Genomic DNA, 17,899 nt, shown 5'->3' on the forward strand with positions numbered 1-17,899 from the left:
TTTTAAAACCCGGCAACTATTATGGTATCTTACTATTGTAAACAGCTGCAAATTCAGCTGCAAAATCCTGAAGAGTAATGTTTCCCAGAACCGTTCTGTTTTTGTAATAATCTGTAAAAAGCCTGTTGCTTCTGATCGCATCGCCCATTTCTACGTAGTTTTTGGCAATTTCTTCTGGTAAACCCGCACCAGTCATACCATTAAAAGCTTCCTCATCGCTAAATTCAATCCATGGTAATTCGGGTTTACCAACAGCGGCTCCTAAAGTTTTAGCTACATCGGCAGCTGTGCTTTGGTCATCATTAGCTACATACAATACACTTTTCCCACTAAATTCACCTTCCAATGTTTCGGCAGCCACTTTGGCAATATGACGTGGGTGTACCAATACTAATTTTGCATCGGCACCAAAGTTAGAACCTAAAATATTGGCATGTTTAACCATATCGATATTTGCCAGGAAATTGATAAAGAAATAACCTGCACGCAAATGTTTAATCGCTACTCCGTCCAGTTGGGCAAAAGTATTTTCCACCTGGTGTAATCCGGCAATAGGCCCGGTTCCGTCTGGTAAATCGGCACCAATACTGCTCAAATTCACTACCTTTTTTATGCCCGATTGCTGAATGGCCACAGCATAGTTTTTACCGATTTCGCTAATGTAAGCTTTAAATCGAGGTGCAGAAAAATCAGGCGGCACCATGGTGTAAATAGCATCGGCACCTGTAAAAGCGGCGGTTAAAAATGTAATATCGGCCACGTTACCAATCAGCGGAATAGCGCCCAGTGCCTTAATAGCCTCTGCCCGACCGGGATTGCTGCTGATAATTTTTACTTCGTGACCTTTGGCTAGTAAAGTTTCGGCAAGTGGTTTGGTAATATTTCCTAACGATCCTGTTAATGTGATTTTCATGATATTTTGTTTTTAAATTATGGATGCAAAGCTATATTTGTACTTACTTTTATACAAGTACTTACCCCAAAGTATGTAGACATGACAGCAATTAAAGAGCTTTCGACCAGAAATTTTAACAAGGGTGTGGCATTAACCAGCTGCCCGGTAACCTTTGTAATGGAAAAAATTGGCGGTTACTGGAAGCCTATCATTATATATCATTTAATGAGTGGGCCAAAACGTTACAGTGAATTGAAAAGAGCCATTCCGCAGATTACCGAAAAAATGCTCATTCAGCATTTAAAGCAGTTACAGGCTGACGATATTGTGTACAGGGATGCACAGGCTGTTGTGCCTCCTGTTGTTACTTATAGCTTAACAAAACCAGGAGAAGATCTTTTTACCGTGCTCGACTCAATGGTGGATTGGGCAGTTAAGAATGGGTCGATTTAACTTCAGTATTGTTTATACTATATCATTAAAAAGCACCCACCCAAACGAACGGACCGGTATGAGCAAAGCAAAAGACTAACAGTACAAATGAAATACGGAAGTGGCTTTTATGAAAACCAGGGTAACCGTTTTGCATACCAATAATTAATCCGCCGGAATTAAGTATAGTTGATTTCCCGTTGATGCTGAAACAAGTTCAGATGATGAACGATAAAATATAACCTTGGGTTCTAACCCTTAATAGTTGCACAGCATAGTCTAAAGAATCATAATTCCTTTGATGTTTCCAACCTGCTTATAAACAGCAATTACCTCATCGGCATTTTGCACCTGTTTTTTCACCGTAATAGACACATATTTCCCAGTTTTTGAGGGCTGCTCAATAAATTCATCATCAGGTAAAATAGTGCGTAAATCATTTATTTTATCTAAACCACCGGTAATGATAAATTTAAAGTGGTAAACCCCAGGGAACCGCTCAACACTTTCCAATTTCTCTTTTAAATTCACATAAATATCCTGACTCTTTCCCTCTGGTATATCAGTTAATTCAATATCCTTGTTTATTCTTTTCTCTTCCATGATCAGATCCAATCAAAATCTATACCTAAACTACCTATGTGTAATTCTGACAGCATCATGCATATATTTCACCTAAATTCGGCCATTTTAGCCTACTTACCTTGTCCTTCCACAGCACCCAATTTGTCTTCGGGAGGCATTATTTCAGATAAGGTGAATATCAGGGCAATAGTACTTTTTGGCCCCTAAATAGTAGCACAGCATAACCTTGCCTAAACCTTGGCGAAGCGGGTACCGGCCCTGGAGCATAAGGCCTGCAGGCGTATGAGCAAAGCAAAGGACTAGCGGTACAATGAAACAACGATGTAACTTATCTATAGGCCTTCAGAATAATTCAAATTCACAACACCAAAGGTGGTTACCCATATAGGCTTTATATAAGCTCAGCTAAAAAAATTCTTAATTTAATGCTTTTCTTAACCTTATATTTTCGTATATGCCTTCATTTTTTTGAAATATTACAGCAAATAATTTCGAACAAGTTCAACCCGAAAATAAAGTAATTATCTATATTAGTTTTTTAATTAATGCTCAAAAAATGCTGAAAGAAGAAAAAATTAGTGCGCTTGCACAGATGTTTAGAAGCGATGCCTACGAATTTGAAATAGAAAATTTCATCAAAGCAAACACCGTAGATGATGATGACGCTAAGGATATAACCGAAAGAGCAAGGAAAATTGTTCTACAGGAAAAATTAAAATACCTACCTAAGAGAAATTTAATCATTTTTTCAGCCTGGACAATAGGTGTAATAGTCTCTTTCTATCTCTTCAATTCTGTTATCCCCTATCAGGACGTGGTGGGCTACACCACGTTATTATCAATCATTGGTGCTATTATTGTCTGTTTTTGTATCTTACATGCTTACGCATATTTTGAAACCTGGACTATTGATTTTCTTAAAACAATGGATAAACCAAACATCCAGTATAGCTTTTCCATTATTTTCTTGATACCCTGTTTTATATTGGTATATGTATTTTCAAAAAAGTTTGATTATGCAGAAAATGAACTGTTACAAGCTTCGAAAATACAAACTGTGGGTACTGTAATTTCTGGTAACTCAACCGAATATAAAAGGTTGCTTCGAGGGGGGAGTGGAGTGAAAACAAACAAGGTGAATGTAAAATTTGTAACCAAAGAGGGAAAGGAATTTATAGTTACTAAAGAAATCGGTAGTTATGATTACACCAGAAAATTTTACAAAGGCTTAAATGTAGATTTGATATATTCAAAAAACAACCCTAAAAACATGCAATTAATTAATCTCGAGAGTCTACCGGAACAACCAATTGATTTTGAAAGCATTTATCGACAGTAAATCGGAAAAAGAATAAGAAAGCATTCAATAACGTCTGGATATAGATTTTCAAAAAACTGCACTCTATTTCTCAACAAATTCAAATAAAAGCCACAGGAATTGTTATTTTTGAACCTCAAAAAAACAGGAGCCGATTTGGATTATTTAGCAGGATTAAACCCACAACAAAGAGCAGCAGTAGAAAACACAAAGGGACCGGTAATGATTGTTGCGGGTGCCGGTTCGGGCAAAACCAGGGTAATTACCTTCCGGGTAGCCCACCTGATCCAAACCGGTACCGACCCGTTTAACATCCTGGTTTTAACCTTTACCAACAAAGCGAGTAAAGATATGCGCGAGCGTATCAGTAAAGTGGTTGGTGCAGAGGCTAAAAACATCTGGATGGGCACTTTTCACTCCGTTTTTGCAAAAATATTGCGTGTAGAGGCCGAGAAAATCGGTTACCCTAACAATTTTACCATTTACGATACTGACGACAGTAAAAGCGTAATCCGTGCCATCTTAAAAGAGATGCAACTGGACGACAAATTATATGCCCCGAATTTTGTTTACGGCCGGATTTCCTCGGCAAAAAACAACCTCATTTCGTGGGGAGAATATCAGGCTAACGATCAGATCCAGGCTGAGGATATCCAGAATAAACGTCCACTGTTAGGCCAGATTTACGAACAATACACCAAACGCTGCTTTAGGGCCGGGGCAATGGATTTCGACGATTTATTGTTCAAAACCAATATCCTTTTAAAAGAGCATCCTGATGTTTTAAACAAATACCAGCAGAAATTCAGGTACCTGATGGTGGACGAGTACCAGGATACCAACTTTTCACAGTATACCATTGTTAAAAAGCTGGCTGCCGCCTATCAGAACATCTGTGTAGTGGGCGATGATGCACAGAGTATCTACGCTTTCCGTGGTGCAAACATCCAGAACATCTTAAATTTCGAACGCGACTATCCGGATTTGAAGGTTTACAAACTGGAACAAAATTACCGTTCTACCCAGAATATTGTTGATGCAGCAAGCAGTATTATTGCCAACAACAAAAACCAGCTGGAAAAAAATGTATTTTCTGAAAATGTTCCAGGCGACAGGATCAAAGTTTCCCGTGCTTTTACCGATAATGAGGAAGGTAAACTGGTTGCCGAATCTATTATCCAGGAGCGCGGCTTAAAAGGTTATTCCTACCATGATTTTGCCATTCTTTACCGTACCAATGCGCAGAGCCGTGCAATGGAAGAAGGTTTGCGCAAACTGAATATCCCGTATAGAATTTACGGGGGTACATCTTTCTATCAACGTAAAGAGATTAAAGATTTAATTGCCTATTTCCGTTTAACCTTTAACCCGAAAGATGAAGAAGCCATTAAAAGGGTAATCAATTATCCAAAACGTGGTATTGGTGATACTTCGGTCGATAAAATTATAGTTGCAGCTGATCAGCACAACCTCACCATGTGGGATGTGATTTCGAATGCGCACCAGTATGTAGACGGACGTTTAGCCAATCAGCTAAATGATTTCGCGATGATGGTACAAAGCTTCCAGGCAGAGGCAAAAAAACTCGATGCCTACGATTCGGCCCTTTTTATCGCACAGCATACTGGCATTTTAAAGGAATTATATACCGATGACAGTGTTGAAGGACGTGCACGTTACGAGAATATCCAGGAATTATTAAATGGTATTAAGGAATTTGCCGAGCGTGAAGATATAGAAGAAAAGGGACTTGATATCTTTATGCAGGATGTTGCCCTTTTAACCAATGATGATAAAGACGGAGATAAAAACAAAGATACCGTTTCGTTAATGACCATCCACTCTGCCAAAGGTTTAGAGTTTAAAAACGTATTTATTGTAGGTTTAGAAGAAAATCTTTTCCCATCCCAAATGTCTGTCAATTCCCGTTCCGATCTGGAAGAGGAACGCCGTTTGTTTTATGTGGCCATTACCCGTGCTGAGGTTAAGTTAACCATTACCTATGCTACTTCGCGCTACCGTTGGGGAACACTAACCAACTGCGAACCAAGCCGTTTTATCAACGAAATTAATCCTAAATTTTTAGAACTGGACGTTAAACCTGCCAGGTCCAATTCTTTTGACGGTAATTTTGATGATGAGCGCAAAACATGGACTTCGCAACCACGCGATTTCTTTAGCAAACCCAAACCGGCTGCAGGTGCAACGGCTCCTGCCCCGCCGGCAAGACCAAAAACCACCTCATTACTGGCAAAGGCACACATTCCAACACCTGGTTTTACCCCATCACAACCACATGAATTTCAAGGCGGTATGGAAGTAGAACACGAAAAATTTGGTTTTGGAAAAATCATTAGCCTCGAAGGAACATTACCAGATGTAAAAGCAACGGTATTTTTTCAGGGATTAGGTAATAAACAACTGCTCCTGAAGTTTGCAAAACTGATGATTGTGAAGTAATTTTTTACCACAAAGGCACCAACGCACGAAGAAAGTTAATTTATACTTTGTGTTTTTGTGCCTTCGTGGTTAATTATGAAAAATAGAATAAGAACAATGAAGTAATTATCCTTTCAATTTTGCGTTTTTTACGTTTTCTGTCATTGGCCTTTACGGTGAAAGCCACTTGAAAAAACACAAAATTATCCTTAATATTGAGGTCGGTTCTCCCGATTATAAACCATGCAACTTACCAGGTTAGAAATTAAAGGTTTTAAGAGCTTTGGCGATAAAGTGACCATCAATTTTAATGAGGGGGTTACCGCTATTGTTGGCCCTAATGGTTGTGGAAAATCAAACGTTATCGATGCCATGCGCTGGGTTTTGGGCGAGCAGAGTACCAAAGCCTTACGTTCTGAAAAAATGGAGAACATTATTTTCAATGGAACAAAAAACCGTAAACAGGCACAACTTGCCGAAGTTTCGCTAAGCTTTGACAATACCAAGAACATTCTTCCTACCGCGTACTCACAGGTAACCGTAACCCGTAAACTTTATAGAAACGGCGATAGTGAATACCGTTTAAATGATGTTCAGTGCAGGTTAAAAGACATTACCGACCTATTTTTGGATACCGGGATCGGATCGGATAGTTATTCGATCATCGAACTCAAAATGGTCGATGAGATCATTACCAATAAAGAACACAGCCGCCGTTCCCTGTTCGAGGAAGCCTCCGGAATTTCGAAGTACAAGCTACGTAAAAGACAGACTTTCAATAAATTAAAAGATACCGAAGCCGATTTAGAACGTGTTGAAGATTTACTTTTCGAAATTGAAAAGAACCTTAAAACATTAGAAAACCAGGCGCGTAAAGCCGAACGCTATTATAAATTAAAGGAGCAGTACCGCGAATTGAGCGTGCAATTGGCTACCCATCGTATTGCTTTCTTCCGTACTGATTTAAATGCCCTGGAAACACAGGAGCAAAATCAGCAAATTAACCGCACCGAACTTAGTGCCAAAATTGATACCGGCGAAGTCGAACTGCAAAAACTTAAGCTGGCGAGCATCAGTCAGGAGAAAAACCTTTCGGTACAACAAAAAGCTACAAACGAGTTTATTTCCAAAATCCGCGCCTACGAGAGCGAGAAAAAAGTAAAGAACGAACAGATGCGCTTTTTACAGGAAAAAGAAACACGTTTATCCGGCGAACTCGAAAAAGATAAGAACCAGATTAACCACATAAAATACAATATCAAGCGCTTAAACGAGGAAGTAGTAACTGAAACAGAGGTATTTAACCGACTGGATTCTGACTTAAAACAGCTAAAATCAACGCTTGATACTTTACGCGAACAGCAGCAGACTGAAAAAAACAGGATCGATAACCTGATCAGATCAGTTAATGAACTGCAGAACAACGTGTATCAGTCTCAAAAGGAAATAGATATCCTCAATATCCAAAAAGATGCCCTCGTACAGGAAAGCAACCGGAATGTTGATGATACCGAAACCAAGACTTTAGAATTAAAAGCATTTGATCATGCCCTAGCTGAGTTAGATATACAGGTTAGGGAAAAACAGGCCCATATTAAAAACCTGACTGAAGCCGAAGAAATCTTAAAGGAAAAATTGGCCGATTCAGAAGTAAACCTAAGTTCGAACAAGGAAAAACTAACGGCCGAAAACCGTAAAAAAGACGCCAAGCAGAACGAATATAACCTGACTAAATCGCTGGTAGACAGCCTGGAGGGCTTTCCGGAATCAATCTGTTTTTTAAAGAAAAATAATGCTTTTGCGAAAAGTGCCCTACTCCTTTCAGATATCTTGTTCTGTAATGAGGATTACCGGATTGCCATAGAAAATTACCTCGAACCGGTAATGAACCACTACGTTGTTGAAAAATATGCCGATGCCGTTCAGGCCATTAATCTTTTAACTGATGCGAGCCGGGGAAGAGCGAATTTCTTTATTTTGGAAAATGTTCCTGATAAAAACCCGGTTATTGGTACCCATGAAGGCCTGATTTCTGCTTTATCGGTTATTGAGGTCGACAAAAAATACCAGCACCTCTGCAACCTGCTTTTACAAAATGTATATATCGCCGTAACCGAGCAGGAAAACCTGTTCAAGGAAACGCCAACCGATAGTTTAACCATTTTAGCCAAAAATGGAAAATATGCACAGACCAAATTCACCTTATCGGGTGGTTCAGTGGGTTTGTTTGAGGGTAAAAGAATTGGTCGTGCCAAGAATTTAGAAAACCTGGCCAAAGAAATTAAAGCTTCAGAATCACTGATTAATCAATATAATGCAGCCATAAAAGCTGAAACAGACAATATATTCGCCCTAAAAGAGGCTTCAAAAATCAATCAGATCAATGCTTTACAGCAGGAAATGAACCGTTTAAACAACGAACACATTTCAGTGCAGACCCGTCGCGATCAATACCAGGAGTTTATCACCACCAGCGAAAACCGCAAAACTGACATTGCCCAGAAGATCGTATCAATAGAAAAAGCTTTATCAGAAAAATTGCCGGCCCTTGTTCAACTGCAAAAAGACCAACAGGAAGCACATATTAATTTACAGGAGCAACAGCTTAATTATCAGGAAATTGCCGACCAGGTAAATGAAAGCGCGGGTAAATACAACCAGGACAATATCCGTTTCCACCAACAACAGAATAAATTATCAGGTCTGGAAAAAGATTTAGACTACCGTTTTGTACAGGAAGAAGCGTTGAACAAACGTATTGCCCAAAACGACAAAGAGTTACAGGAAGCTTTAGTCCAGATTACCGCAACATTACAACATACCGACCTGAATGATGATACGCTCTTAGAGATGTATCAACAACGTGAGGAAATGGAGAAAGGGCTTGCTGAAGCCGAACAAGCTTATTTTACAAGCAAGGGAAGTATAAACGAGGTTGAAAACGACTTGACCAATATCCGTAAAAACCGTGAAGAAACAGATTTTCTATTAACCGAGATCAAGGATAAAAAAAATGCTTTAAAAATCGACTTAAATGCATTAAAAGAGCGTTTGGCTGTCGAATTTAACATTGATATTAATGACCTCTTAGAAACCGAGAATGAAATTGAAGTGCTGGAAAGCGAGTTCGAACTGCGCCAAAAAGTAGAAAAAATGAAGCGCCAGCTGGATGAGTTTGGTGCCATCAACTCGATGGCTATGGAGGCCTTTAAAGAAATGGAAGAGCGTTATACTTTCATCCAGAGTCAGAAAAAAGATCTCAATGCAGCAAAAACTGATCTTTTACAGACCATTAAAGAAATAGACGACACCGCAAAAGAGAAATTTATGCAGGCTTTTACCCAGGCCCGCGAGCACTTTATAGTGGTATTCCGCTCTTTATTTAATGAAGAAGATAGCTGCGACCTGATTTTATCAGATATCAACAATCCTTTAGAGGCTGATATCGACATAGTGGCCCGTCCGAAGGGTAAAAGACCATTATCCATCAATCAACTATCGGGTGGTGAAAAAACATTAACAGCTACAGCCCTGTTATTTTCACTTTATCTGTTAAAACCTGCGCCTTTCTGTATTTTCGACGAGGTTGATGCGCCACTGGATGATACCAACATCGATAAATTCAACAATATTATCCGTAAATTCTCTGATCAATCGCAGTTTATTATTGTATCGCATAATAAACGGACCATTGCCAGTACCGATATTATTTATGGTGTAACCATGGTAGAGCAAGGCGTTTCGAGGGTTGTGGCCGTCGATTTAAGAGAAGTAGCGGCATAGCATATTCCAGACCCTGCAGGTTTTAAAAACCTGTGAGGCCTAAGGGGTTACAATAGCACACCTCAATTTTAGACAAAGCAATCTTTTATTAGCATTTTTTTTAATTTGAAAATGAAAGCAACAGCTTTTGTCGGCCTTCAGTCCTGCTGTACACTATAGCCTCGCGAAAAGCTCGGGCTGCCGTTTCCATCAGGTTTAGCAATGCAATACAGTACAAAAAACAGCGTTTGCAGTTCTATATCCTAATAATTAATATCTTTAGAAAATTTTAAACGTTTAATCGTCATTTCGAGCAAAGTGCAACGCAGTCGGGAAATCTGTACCGATAGCTGTCGTAGCAGGATGACGACCTAATTATGACAAAATAATCATGAGAATCCTATATATCCTTCCCTTAGCCATGATGCTAAGCTGCTGTTCATCAGTAAAGAACCAAGGCACAAGCAGCAGTGAAAAACTTGACAACCAATTACTTAAAGATATCGAAGTACTGTCTTCAGATGCTTATCAGGGTAGAAAAACAGGTACCAAAGGTGCAGAAATGGCCAGGGCCTATATCATTGCACGTTTTCAGAAACTGGGTTTAAAATCTTATCCGCAGCATGTCAACTATGCCCAGGAGTTCACTTTTAATAGTAGGAACAGCACTAAAGTAAATGGCACCAACATTATTGGCTACATTCCCGGAAAAGGTAACAATGCAATTGTAGTTTCGGCGCATTACGACCATTTAGGGGTAATTAAAGATGAGGTTTTTAATGGTGCCGATGATAATGCTTCGGGTACGGCCGGATTATTAAAAATTGCAGCTTACTTTGCCAAACATAAACCAAATAACACTATCATTTTTGCTGCATTTGATGCAGAGGAATTGGGCCTGCAGGGCGCAAAAGCTTTTGTAGCCAATCCTCCGGTACCGGTTAATACTATTGCCATTAACCTGAATATGGATATGATTAGCCATAGCGATAAAGGCGAACTTTATGTATGCGGAACTTTCAAATATCCCGACTTAAAGAAATATGTAGATACCACTAAAACCAATATCAAAGTACTTTTCGGTCACGACGATCCCAAACTTGGTCACGACGACTGGACAAATCAAAGCGACCAGGGCGCATTTAATGCTAAAAATATTCCATTCTTATATTTTGGTGTAGAAGATCATAAAGATTATCACAAACCTACCGACGAATATTCGACCATCACCAAGCAATTTTTCAGCAATGCAGCAAATACTGTATTAGATGTGGTAAAAAGTATCGATACACAAACCGGCTTACAACAGTTGTTGAAGGATAAAATGATCATGATGGACAATCCAAGAAAATCAGAAAGATTTTAACAAACTGATTGATATAAAAAAACCTGCCCTATCGGGCAGGTTTTTTTATGCTCTGATATTTTTTATATTAAATTAATAATCTGATTATCAAATATTTATAATAAATACTATAAAAATAGTTTGAAAACTATTTTTATAGTATTAACTTCATTTAACCAAACTATAAAAATAGTTGAAATGATAAAAGAACTCACAAAAGCAGAAGAACAGATCATGCTCATCCTTTGGGAAATGGGCGAAGCGCTGGTAAAAGACGTAATTGAGAAAATGAACGAGCCCAAACCGGCTTATAACACGGTTTCTACCGTAATCAGGGTTTTAGAAACCAAAGGCTTTGTCGATCATAAAGCCATTGGTAATACCTACATCTACTTCCCGATTATAAAAGAAACTGATTATAAACGCTTTGCTTTAAATAAAGTGATGAACAATTATTTCGAAAACTCGTACGAAAGCCTGGTTTCATTTCTGGTAAATGAAAAAAGCATGAGTACCAAAGAGCTTGATGAAATTATCCAATTGGCCGAAAAACTTAAAAACAACAAGTGATGAACTGGTTATATTACTTACTCGAAGCCAATCTGTATCTCGTCATATTTTACGGATTTTACAGATTGTTCCTGCACCATGATACTTTTTATGGTTTAAACAGGTATTACCTCATTTTCAGTTCAATACTGGCCTTTGCACTCCCATTTTTTCAACTGGGCTTTCTAAAAAAAGAAGTAGTTATCAGTTATGCTACGTTTACCGGCACTCCGGAAACACCTTCACTTTTTACCCTTGAAAATGGCTTGTTATTATTGTATGCCACTATCTCGCTGGTTTTAATTTTAAAAATTTGCCTTGGATTACGCAACCTTCAAAGTATCATAAGCAAAGCCAAAAAGACTAAAGAGAATGGCATCATCTTAATCGAGATCGAAAACTCCAAAATGGCATTTTCATTTTTCAATTTCCTGTTTATTGATCCCGAACTTGATCAAAAAACAACCATTTTAAAACATGAAATGGTCCATATCAGACAAAAACACAGCTTAGATATTCTGTTATTCGAACTAATCCAGATTTCAAGCTGGTTTAATCCAATAACCTATCTCATTAAAAACGATATTAAGCTGATTCATGAATACCTGGCAGACGAGGTAACTACCAATAAAGATATTGCCAAATACGAGTATGCCATATTCCTGATCCAAAACTCATATGGTAATCAGAAAGTTAGCCTGACCAATCATTTTTTTAATTCGTCATTATTAAAAAATAGAATAAGTATGTTAAATCAAAAAAAATCGGCAAAATGGGCCAGGCTCAAATTGTTGTTTATCCTTCCGCTAACCGGATTGATGCTATGCCTGTCTACGATGGCATTTACAAAAGATTACGGCACCATCCAATTTGGACAAAAAAAGGAAAATTTAGCCATCGTTTTTCAAGACACCACCAAGAAAAAAGCGGGCAAAAAGAGCTTACAGCCGTCACCCCTTAAAGAATCAGGCCAAACAAAATCTAAAAAAGTTAAAGAAATCACGATAAATGAACCACTTATCATTGCTGATCATAAAAAATTACCGCCACCGCCGGCACCTGGCCCTTTAAAATCAAAAAAACCTGGTCAACCGAAAGTTAATGAAGTTCGTTTCCCTCTTCCTATCGTAAAAAAAGATAAAAAGGACATGCCGGCACCACCACCACCGCCACCGGTTGAGCCAAAAGCAGCCAAAAGCGGAAATGGAAGCGAAACGATTACCGGTGTTGTCGTAATCAATGATAATAATAAGGCACAGTCTGTTACAAGCACCTCACCATCAGAACAAAAGGAGTTAAAACCGGTAACTGTTGTTGGCTACCAAAGTACAGTCAATAAAAGTACAATTCCGGTTAAAAAGGTAAAAGGGACAAAGATCGAAGAAGTTATAGTGGTGGGTCAGCCCAGCAAAAAACAATAACTACTGTGGTACGTAAACCACATACTTTGTTTCGAAGAAGTCTTCCTCAAAATAAGCTGAAAGCGGATATAATTCTGCTTTCAGTTTAGATTCTTTGATTTCTTCAGCCAAATCGCCACCTTTTAAATACAGGATCCCATTCGGAATTGCGTTAACCGATTCTTTTTTAAATTTACCTTGTATCCAGGGATAAAACTCACCTAAGCGGGTAACTGCCCTCGAAACCACGAAATTAAATTTTTCTTTAACCTGTTCGGCCCTTAAATGATCGGCCCTTAAATTCTTCAAACCTAATGCCGAGGCCACTTCTTTTACCACTTTAATCTTTTTTCCGATAGAATCAACCAGGTAAAATTGCGTATCAGGAAATAAAATGGCTAAGGGAATACCAGGAAAACCGCCACCTGTACCAACATCCAAAACAGATTCGCCGGCTTTAAAAGTACATACCTTCGCTATCCCCAACGAATGTAACACGTGGCGCTCATACAACTCTTCAATATCTTTTCTGGAAATTACATTGATCTGGGCATTCCAAAAGCTATATAATTCGAACAGCTGCGAAAACTGGGCAATCTGTTTTTCACTCAAATTGGGAAAATATTTTAAAATGATATCGGGCTTTACATCAGGCATATTGTACTTTCTAAAGTATTATTGATTATTTCCAGGTTACTTTTTTCTTACCAAATAGGGCTAAAAATCCGTTCAGCGTTAAAAATACAAACAAAAGTATATCTAAAATCGGGAACCACCAACGCAAATCGCCATAGTTTAATCGTTTCAACAGCTTTGGATAAATAAAACACCTGATGATAACGCTTAATGCCAGTATACTTAAGGCTATATATCGTGTTTCGGGGCTAAAAAACATACAGGCAGCAAAAAAGCCGTAAAACAAAAACTGAAATACAATCTGAAGGCTCAAAATAAACTTATGTTTGGGTTTATAAAGTTTACCCGCCCCAAAATGCCTCTTTTTCTGTCTTAGATAACCTCGCCAGGTTCTATTGGGTTCGCTCCAAACATGGCTGTCGCGATGTAAACGGATTTCAGTATTGTATTTAGTTGCATGTGCATTTACAAATAAATCGTCGTCACCAGATGGGATGTGCATGTGTGCTGCGAAGCCCTTATTCTTAAAAAATAGCGATTTTTTGTAAGCCATATTACGCCCAACCCCCATATATGGCATACCTTTTAATGCAAAAGACAGGTAATTTACTGCGGTAAAAAAGGTTTCAAACCTGATCAATGCGTTTAAAAGGTTCCTTTTTTTCAGATAAGGAGAATACCCCAATACAATTTCCGTATTTTCATTAGCTGGCTGCTGCATATCCATTAGCCAATGTTCTGAAGCGGGTGTACAATCGGCATCTGTAAAAACCAGCCAATCATATTTGGCCGCTTTTATGCCCATAGTTACCGCAAATTTTTTGCCCGCAATAAACTTATCATTATCTAAAATCTTTACCACTTTTAGATTGGAATACCTCTTTTCCATTTGCTCTAAAAACTCGCCGGTACCATCCCATGAGCGATCGTTAACCACAATCACCTCAAATTCAGGGTAATCCTGATTAAATAAAGAAGGAAGATACTGCTCTAAATTTACAATTTCATTCCGGGCACATACAATAACACTTATTGGCTTACGTGCCGATAACGGCACTTCCTCAATCGCAACCCTTGCCAGTTTCAAATGAACAAAAAGTACATAATAGAGCTGAACCAAAAGGCAAAAAGCCAATATCGAGAGTAAGATAATTTCAAATGGGGTTAATATCACGATGGTAAAATAAACAGGCGCAAATTTCTCATTTTTAATCTGTAAAACACTTTTATGTGGATAAAAAATTAAACAAAATAATGCCCTCAATTTTTGCTATTTTTGGCAGATTTTTGACGAGAAAAAACACATTATGAAATTTAGTTTACAGGCTAACGATCCATTATCAAAAGCCAGGGCCGGGACGGTAACAACAGCCCATGGCGAAATACAAACCCCTATTTTTATGCCTGTTGGCACTGCTGGAACAGTTAAGGCTGTACATCAGCGCGAACTTAAAGACGATATCGACGCAAAAATCATTCTGGGCAATACTTACCACCTTTATTTAAGGCCAGGCCTGGATACCCTGGAAAAAGCTGGCGGATTACATAAATTCATTGGCTGGGACCGTCCTATCTTAACCGATAGTGGTGGTTACCAGGTATATTCTTTAAGCAAAGTCCGTAAAATTAAGGAAGAAGGTGTTACCTTCTACTCCCATATTGACGGCTCGAAACACCTTTTTACCCCGGAATATGCCATGGATATCCAGCGCACCATTGGTGCAGATATCATTATGGCATTTGATGAATGTACGCCTTACCCTTGCGACTATACCTATGCGGCGCAATCGATAAAAATGACACACCGTTGGTTAAAACGCTGCTGTGAACGTTTTGATACTACAGAACCCAAATATGGTTTCGACCAAACGCTATTTCCTATCGTACAGGGTTCAGTATATAAAGATCTGCGAATTAAATCTGCAGAATTTATTGCCAGTATGGGTCGTGAAGGCAACGCCATTGGTGGATTATCAGTCGGTGAGCCTGCAGAAGAGATGTACGCGATGACAGAAGTAGTTTGCGATATATTACCGTCAGAAAAACCGCGTTATTTAATGGGAGTGGGTACACCGATCAATATCCTGGAAAACATTGCATTAGGTGTGGATATGTTCGACTGTGTAATGCCTACCAGAAATGCAAGAAACGGCATGCTTTTTACCAGAAACGGGATCATCAACATCAGGAATAAGAAATGGGAAAACGATTTTTCGCCATTGGATGCCGAGAGCGACCTCTATGCTGACCAGGTAACCAGCAAGGCTTATTTAAGGCATTTGGTACACAGCAAAGAAATGCTTGGCGCACAAATTGCTACCTTGCATAACCTGCATTTCTATCTTTGGTTGGTAAAACAAGCCAGAGAGAAGATTATTAGTGGGGAATTTTACGAGTGGAAAAACAAAATGGTTAAAATATTAGGCAATAAGCTATAAAATGAATCTGTTAAAAGGAAGGATAAAAATCATCGATCAATACATTATCGGCAAATACCTGGGTACATTTATCTACACCCTGGCTATTTTCGTAATTATTATTGTGGTGTTCGACCTATCTGAAAAGATGGATGATTTTATGAAAAGCGGACTGAGTTTTTGGGGAATCCTCTCTAAATATTATGCCGGTTCCATTCCTTTTTATGTGAATATGCTTTCGCCACTGATTAATTTTATTGCGGTAATCTTCTTTACGGCCAAGATGGCCGATCAGACAGAAATTGTTCCGATTTTAAGTGGCGGCGTTAGTTTTAACCGTTTTTTGTTCCCTTACCTGGTATCGGCTACAATCATTTTCTCTGCCAACCTCTTGTCCAACCTGTACATTCTTCCTTATACCAACACCCTAAAAAATAGTTTCGAAAACACTTATGTAAAGCGCAACGACCCTTCTTCTAAATCTAAAATCCACATGAAACTGGACGATAGAACTTATATCTATATCGATAACTTCGACAATAAAACAAATTCAGGCTACCGTTTTTCGCTTGATAATTTTAATGGCGATATTTTAACCAAAAAAATTGTTGCAGAGAATATTAAATGGGATTCGCTCAAGCGTAAATGGCAATTAACCAATTATTCCATCCGTAAAATTGATGGCCTTAAAGAAACCATGATTTACGGTAACGGGAAGTTAAAAGATACCATCCTGGATATGCGACCGGACGATTTCTCGGCTTACGATAATGTGGTGCAAAATTTAACTACAAAGGAACTCTCAGACAAGATCAAAAAGGAAAAAATACGAGGAACCGGCGTAATGAACGATCTTCAGTTCGAAAAATACAAGCGTTACCTCCACCCTCTTTCTGCCTTTGTATTAACACTTATCGGTGTTGCACTATCATCACGTAAAGTGCGCGGAGGGGTCGGTGTATCGCTGGGTATCGGGATCTTTATTAGCTTTGCTTATATCGTGTTTAATCAGTTTACACAGATGTTCTCTACCAAAGGCGGATTACCCCCATTTGCAGCTGTTATTATGCCTACGCTTTTCTTCGGACTATTAGGTTTTTATCTATTAAGGAAGGCACCAAAATAGTAATGGAAGCTACCAAAAAAAACCTGCTTATTCTTCATCTTACCGTATTTGTTTGGGGCTTTACCGGCGTGCTCGGAAAAATAATTTCCATCGATGCCGTACCAATGGTTTGGTACCGGGTACTCATTGCAGCCACCACACTTTTTGCCTGGTTTTTAATTACCGGGAAGAACATCAGGATCAGTAAAAAACAGTTTTTTCAATTCTTTTTAACTGGAGGAATTGTAGCTATTCACTGGATATTTTTCTTTCATGCCATCAAAGTATCTACCGTTTCGGTTACGCTGGTATGCCTTTCTTCTTTCACTTTATTCACTGCAATTTTAGAACCTTTAATTAAAAAACAACCTATACAAATGGGCGATATCCTGATCGGATTATTGATCATTTTAGGCATCTACATGATCTTTAAATTTGAAGGCCAATACACTTTGGGAATCATTTTTGGATTATTGGCTGCAGTAGCATCAAGTCTTTTTTCAACGATCAATTCGACATTTGTACAAAAAAGTGATCCTGCTATTATTGGTTTTTATGAGCTGGTTGGCGCGCTTTTCTGGATCACCATATACCGACTTTATGATGGAACTTTGCTGCATACATCTTTTAATCTGAGTGCAAAAAACTGGTTCTATTTAACACTCCTTGGTACGCTCTGTACATCGGTTGCCTACGTTGCAGGTGTTGCTGTTATGCGGACATTGTCTGCTTTCAGAACAGCTTTAATTACCAACCTCGAACCTGTTTATGGCATTCTACTCGCCTTCATTTTCTTCCAGAACAAGGAACAGATGACTGGCGGTTTCTATATCGGTGCAACCATTATTTTAGGCTCTATATTCCTGTATCCTATCTACAAAAAAAGAAAGAACAAACTGTAGTTATCGGCAAAACGAGCCTGTAGTTTTTTAATAAAATTTAATCAATAAATATCAGCTGTTAACCAGCCTAACACTGATCAAAATCCCGGTTCAGACGATAGACCTAAGCTTACG

The 17,899-nt window shown here is 38.6% G+C and carries 14 protein-coding genes; 10 read left to right on the plus strand and 4 right to left on the minus strand.

Features of this window, described 5'->3' with window-relative positions:
- Positions 1–19: 19 nt before the first annotated feature.
- Positions 20–913: an NAD(P)H-binding protein gene (locus ACFSR6_RS15265; RefSeq protein WP_379080346.1), complete on the minus strand. Its 894-nt coding sequence runs from the start codon at positions 911–913 to the stop codon at positions 20–22.
- Positions 914–994: 81 nt separating this feature from the next.
- Between ACFSR6_RS15265 and ACFSR6_RS15270 the strand changes: the two genes are divergently transcribed.
- A complete protein-coding gene (locus ACFSR6_RS15270) occupies positions 995–1,348 on the plus strand; it encodes a winged helix-turn-helix transcriptional regulator (protein ID WP_379080348.1) in 354 nt (117 codons plus the stop codon).
- A gap of 258 nt (positions 1,349–1,606) precedes the next feature.
- On the opposite strand, the gene ACFSR6_RS15275 is transcribed toward ACFSR6_RS15270, so the two are convergent.
- A complete protein-coding gene (locus ACFSR6_RS15275) occupies positions 1,607–1,930 on the minus strand; it encodes a DUF493 family protein (protein WP_379080350.1) in 324 nt (107 codons plus the stop codon).
- Positions 1,931–2,468: 538 nt separating this feature from the next.
- On the opposite strand from ACFSR6_RS15275, the gene ACFSR6_RS15280 reads away from it, so the two are divergent.
- The 6 genes from ACFSR6_RS15280 (at position 2,469) to ACFSR6_RS15305 (ending at position 12,746) form a co-directional block, all read left to right on the plus strand.
- Entirely contained in the window at positions 2,469–3,251 is a 783-nt protein-coding gene (locus ACFSR6_RS15280) for a hypothetical protein (RefSeq protein ID WP_379080351.1), read from the plus strand.
- A 135-nt stretch (positions 3,252–3,386) separates the two neighbouring features.
- Complete coding sequence (locus ACFSR6_RS15285; protein WP_379080448.1) at positions 3,387–5,690, plus strand: ATP-dependent helicase; 2,304 nt, start codon at positions 3,387–3,389, stop codon at positions 5,688–5,690.
- Positions 5,691–5,912: 222 nt separating this feature from the next.
- Positions 5,913–9,452, plus strand: coding sequence for a chromosome segregation protein SMC (gene smc, locus ACFSR6_RS15290; protein ID WP_379080353.1), 3,540 nt, complete (start codon positions 5,913–5,915; stop codon positions 9,450–9,452).
- Positions 9,453–9,822: 370 nt separating this feature from the next.
- On the plus strand, positions 9,823–10,797 hold the full coding sequence (locus tag ACFSR6_RS15295; protein ID WP_379080355.1) for a M28 family peptidase: 975 nt from the start codon (positions 9,823–9,825) through the stop codon (positions 10,795–10,797).
- A gap of 177 nt (positions 10,798–10,974) precedes the next feature.
- Positions 10,975–11,346, plus strand: a complete 372-nt coding sequence (locus ACFSR6_RS15300; protein ID WP_379080357.1) for a BlaI/MecI/CopY family transcriptional regulator — start codon at positions 10,975–10,977, stop codon at positions 11,344–11,346.
- Positions 11,346–12,746 carry a M56 family metallopeptidase gene (locus ACFSR6_RS15305; RefSeq protein WP_379080359.1) on the plus strand — a complete coding sequence of 467 codons (1,401 nt, stop codon included), beginning with the start codon at positions 11,346–11,348 and terminating at the stop codon, positions 12,744–12,746. The genes ACFSR6_RS15300 and ACFSR6_RS15305 overlap by 1 nt, the downstream gene beginning before the upstream one ends.
- Here ACFSR6_RS15305 and rsmG read toward each other — a convergent pair whose 3' ends face one another.
- A complete protein-coding gene (rsmG, locus tag ACFSR6_RS15310) occupies positions 12,747–13,382 on the minus strand; it encodes a 16S rRNA (guanine(527)-N(7))-methyltransferase RsmG (RefSeq protein WP_379080361.1) in 636 nt (211 codons plus the stop codon).
- A 25-nt stretch (positions 13,383–13,407) separates the two neighbouring features.
- Positions 13,408–14,625: a glycosyltransferase gene (locus ACFSR6_RS15315; RefSeq protein ID WP_379080363.1), complete on the minus strand. Its 1,218-nt coding sequence runs from the start codon at positions 14,623–14,625 to the stop codon at positions 13,408–13,410.
- A 43-nt stretch (positions 14,626–14,668) separates the two neighbouring features.
- On the opposite strand from ACFSR6_RS15315, the gene tgt reads away from it, so the two are divergent.
- Genes tgt through ACFSR6_RS15330 form a run of 3 tightly spaced genes read left to right on the plus strand, consistent with a single transcriptional unit; the run spans position 14,669 to position 17,785 of the window.
- Complete coding sequence (gene tgt / locus ACFSR6_RS15320) at positions 14,669–15,799, plus strand: tRNA guanosine(34) transglycosylase Tgt (protein ID WP_379080365.1); 1,131 nt, start codon at positions 14,669–14,671, stop codon at positions 15,797–15,799.
- Between the two features lies 1 nt (position 15,800).
- Complete coding sequence (locus tag ACFSR6_RS15325) at positions 15,801–16,904, plus strand: LptF/LptG family permease (RefSeq protein WP_379080367.1); 1,104 nt, start codon at positions 15,801–15,803, stop codon at positions 16,902–16,904.
- 2 nt (positions 16,905–16,906) lie between these two features.
- Positions 16,907–17,785, plus strand: coding sequence for a DMT family transporter (locus tag ACFSR6_RS15330; RefSeq protein WP_379080369.1), 879 nt, complete (start codon positions 16,907–16,909; stop codon positions 17,783–17,785).
- The last annotated feature ends 114 nt before the right edge of the window (positions 17,786–17,899 follow it).

Source organism: Pedobacter vanadiisoli, assembly GCF_042684385.1.
Classification (GTDB): domain Bacteria; phylum Bacteroidota; class Bacteroidia; order Sphingobacteriales; family Sphingobacteriaceae; genus Pedobacter; species Pedobacter vanadiisoli.

What these genes read in the sequence shown, in the direction of transcription:
- ACFSR6_RS15265 (WP_379080346.1), bottom strand. Translation starts at nt 913, where the DNA reads ATGAAAATCACATTAACAGGATCGTTAGGAAATATTACCAAACCACTT.
- ACFSR6_RS15270 (WP_379080348.1), top strand. Translation starts at nt 995, where the DNA reads ATGACAGCAATTAAAGAGCTTTCGACCAGAAATTTTAACAAGGGTGTG.
- ACFSR6_RS15275 (WP_379080350.1), bottom strand. Translation starts at nt 1,930, where the DNA reads ATGGAAGAGAAAAGAATAAACAAGGATATTGAATTAACTGATATACCA.
- ACFSR6_RS15280 (WP_379080351.1), top strand. Translation starts at nt 2,469, where the DNA reads ATGCTGAAAGAAGAAAAAATTAGTGCGCTTGCACAGATGTTTAGAAGC.
- smc (WP_379080353.1), top strand. Translation starts at nt 5,913, where the DNA reads ATGCAACTTACCAGGTTAGAAATTAAAGGTTTTAAGAGCTTTGGCGAT.
- ACFSR6_RS15295 (WP_379080355.1), top strand. Translation starts at nt 9,823, where the DNA reads ATGAGAATCCTATATATCCTTCCCTTAGCCATGATGCTAAGCTGCTGT.
- ACFSR6_RS15300 (WP_379080357.1), top strand. Translation starts at nt 10,975, where the DNA reads ATGATAAAAGAACTCACAAAAGCAGAAGAACAGATCATGCTCATCCTT.
- ACFSR6_RS15305 (WP_379080359.1), top strand. Translation starts at nt 11,346, where the DNA reads ATGAACTGGTTATATTACTTACTCGAAGCCAATCTGTATCTCGTCATA.
- rsmG (WP_379080361.1), bottom strand. Translation starts at nt 13,382, where the DNA reads ATGCCTGATGTAAAGCCCGATATCATTTTAAAATATTTTCCCAATTTG.
- tgt (WP_379080365.1), top strand. Translation starts at nt 14,669, where the DNA reads ATGAAATTTAGTTTACAGGCTAACGATCCATTATCAAAAGCCAGGGCC.
- ACFSR6_RS15325 (WP_379080367.1), top strand. Translation starts at nt 15,801, where the DNA reads ATGAATCTGTTAAAAGGAAGGATAAAAATCATCGATCAATACATTATC.
- ACFSR6_RS15330 (WP_379080369.1), top strand. Translation starts at nt 16,907, where the DNA reads ATGGAAGCTACCAAAAAAAACCTGCTTATTCTTCATCTTACCGTATTT.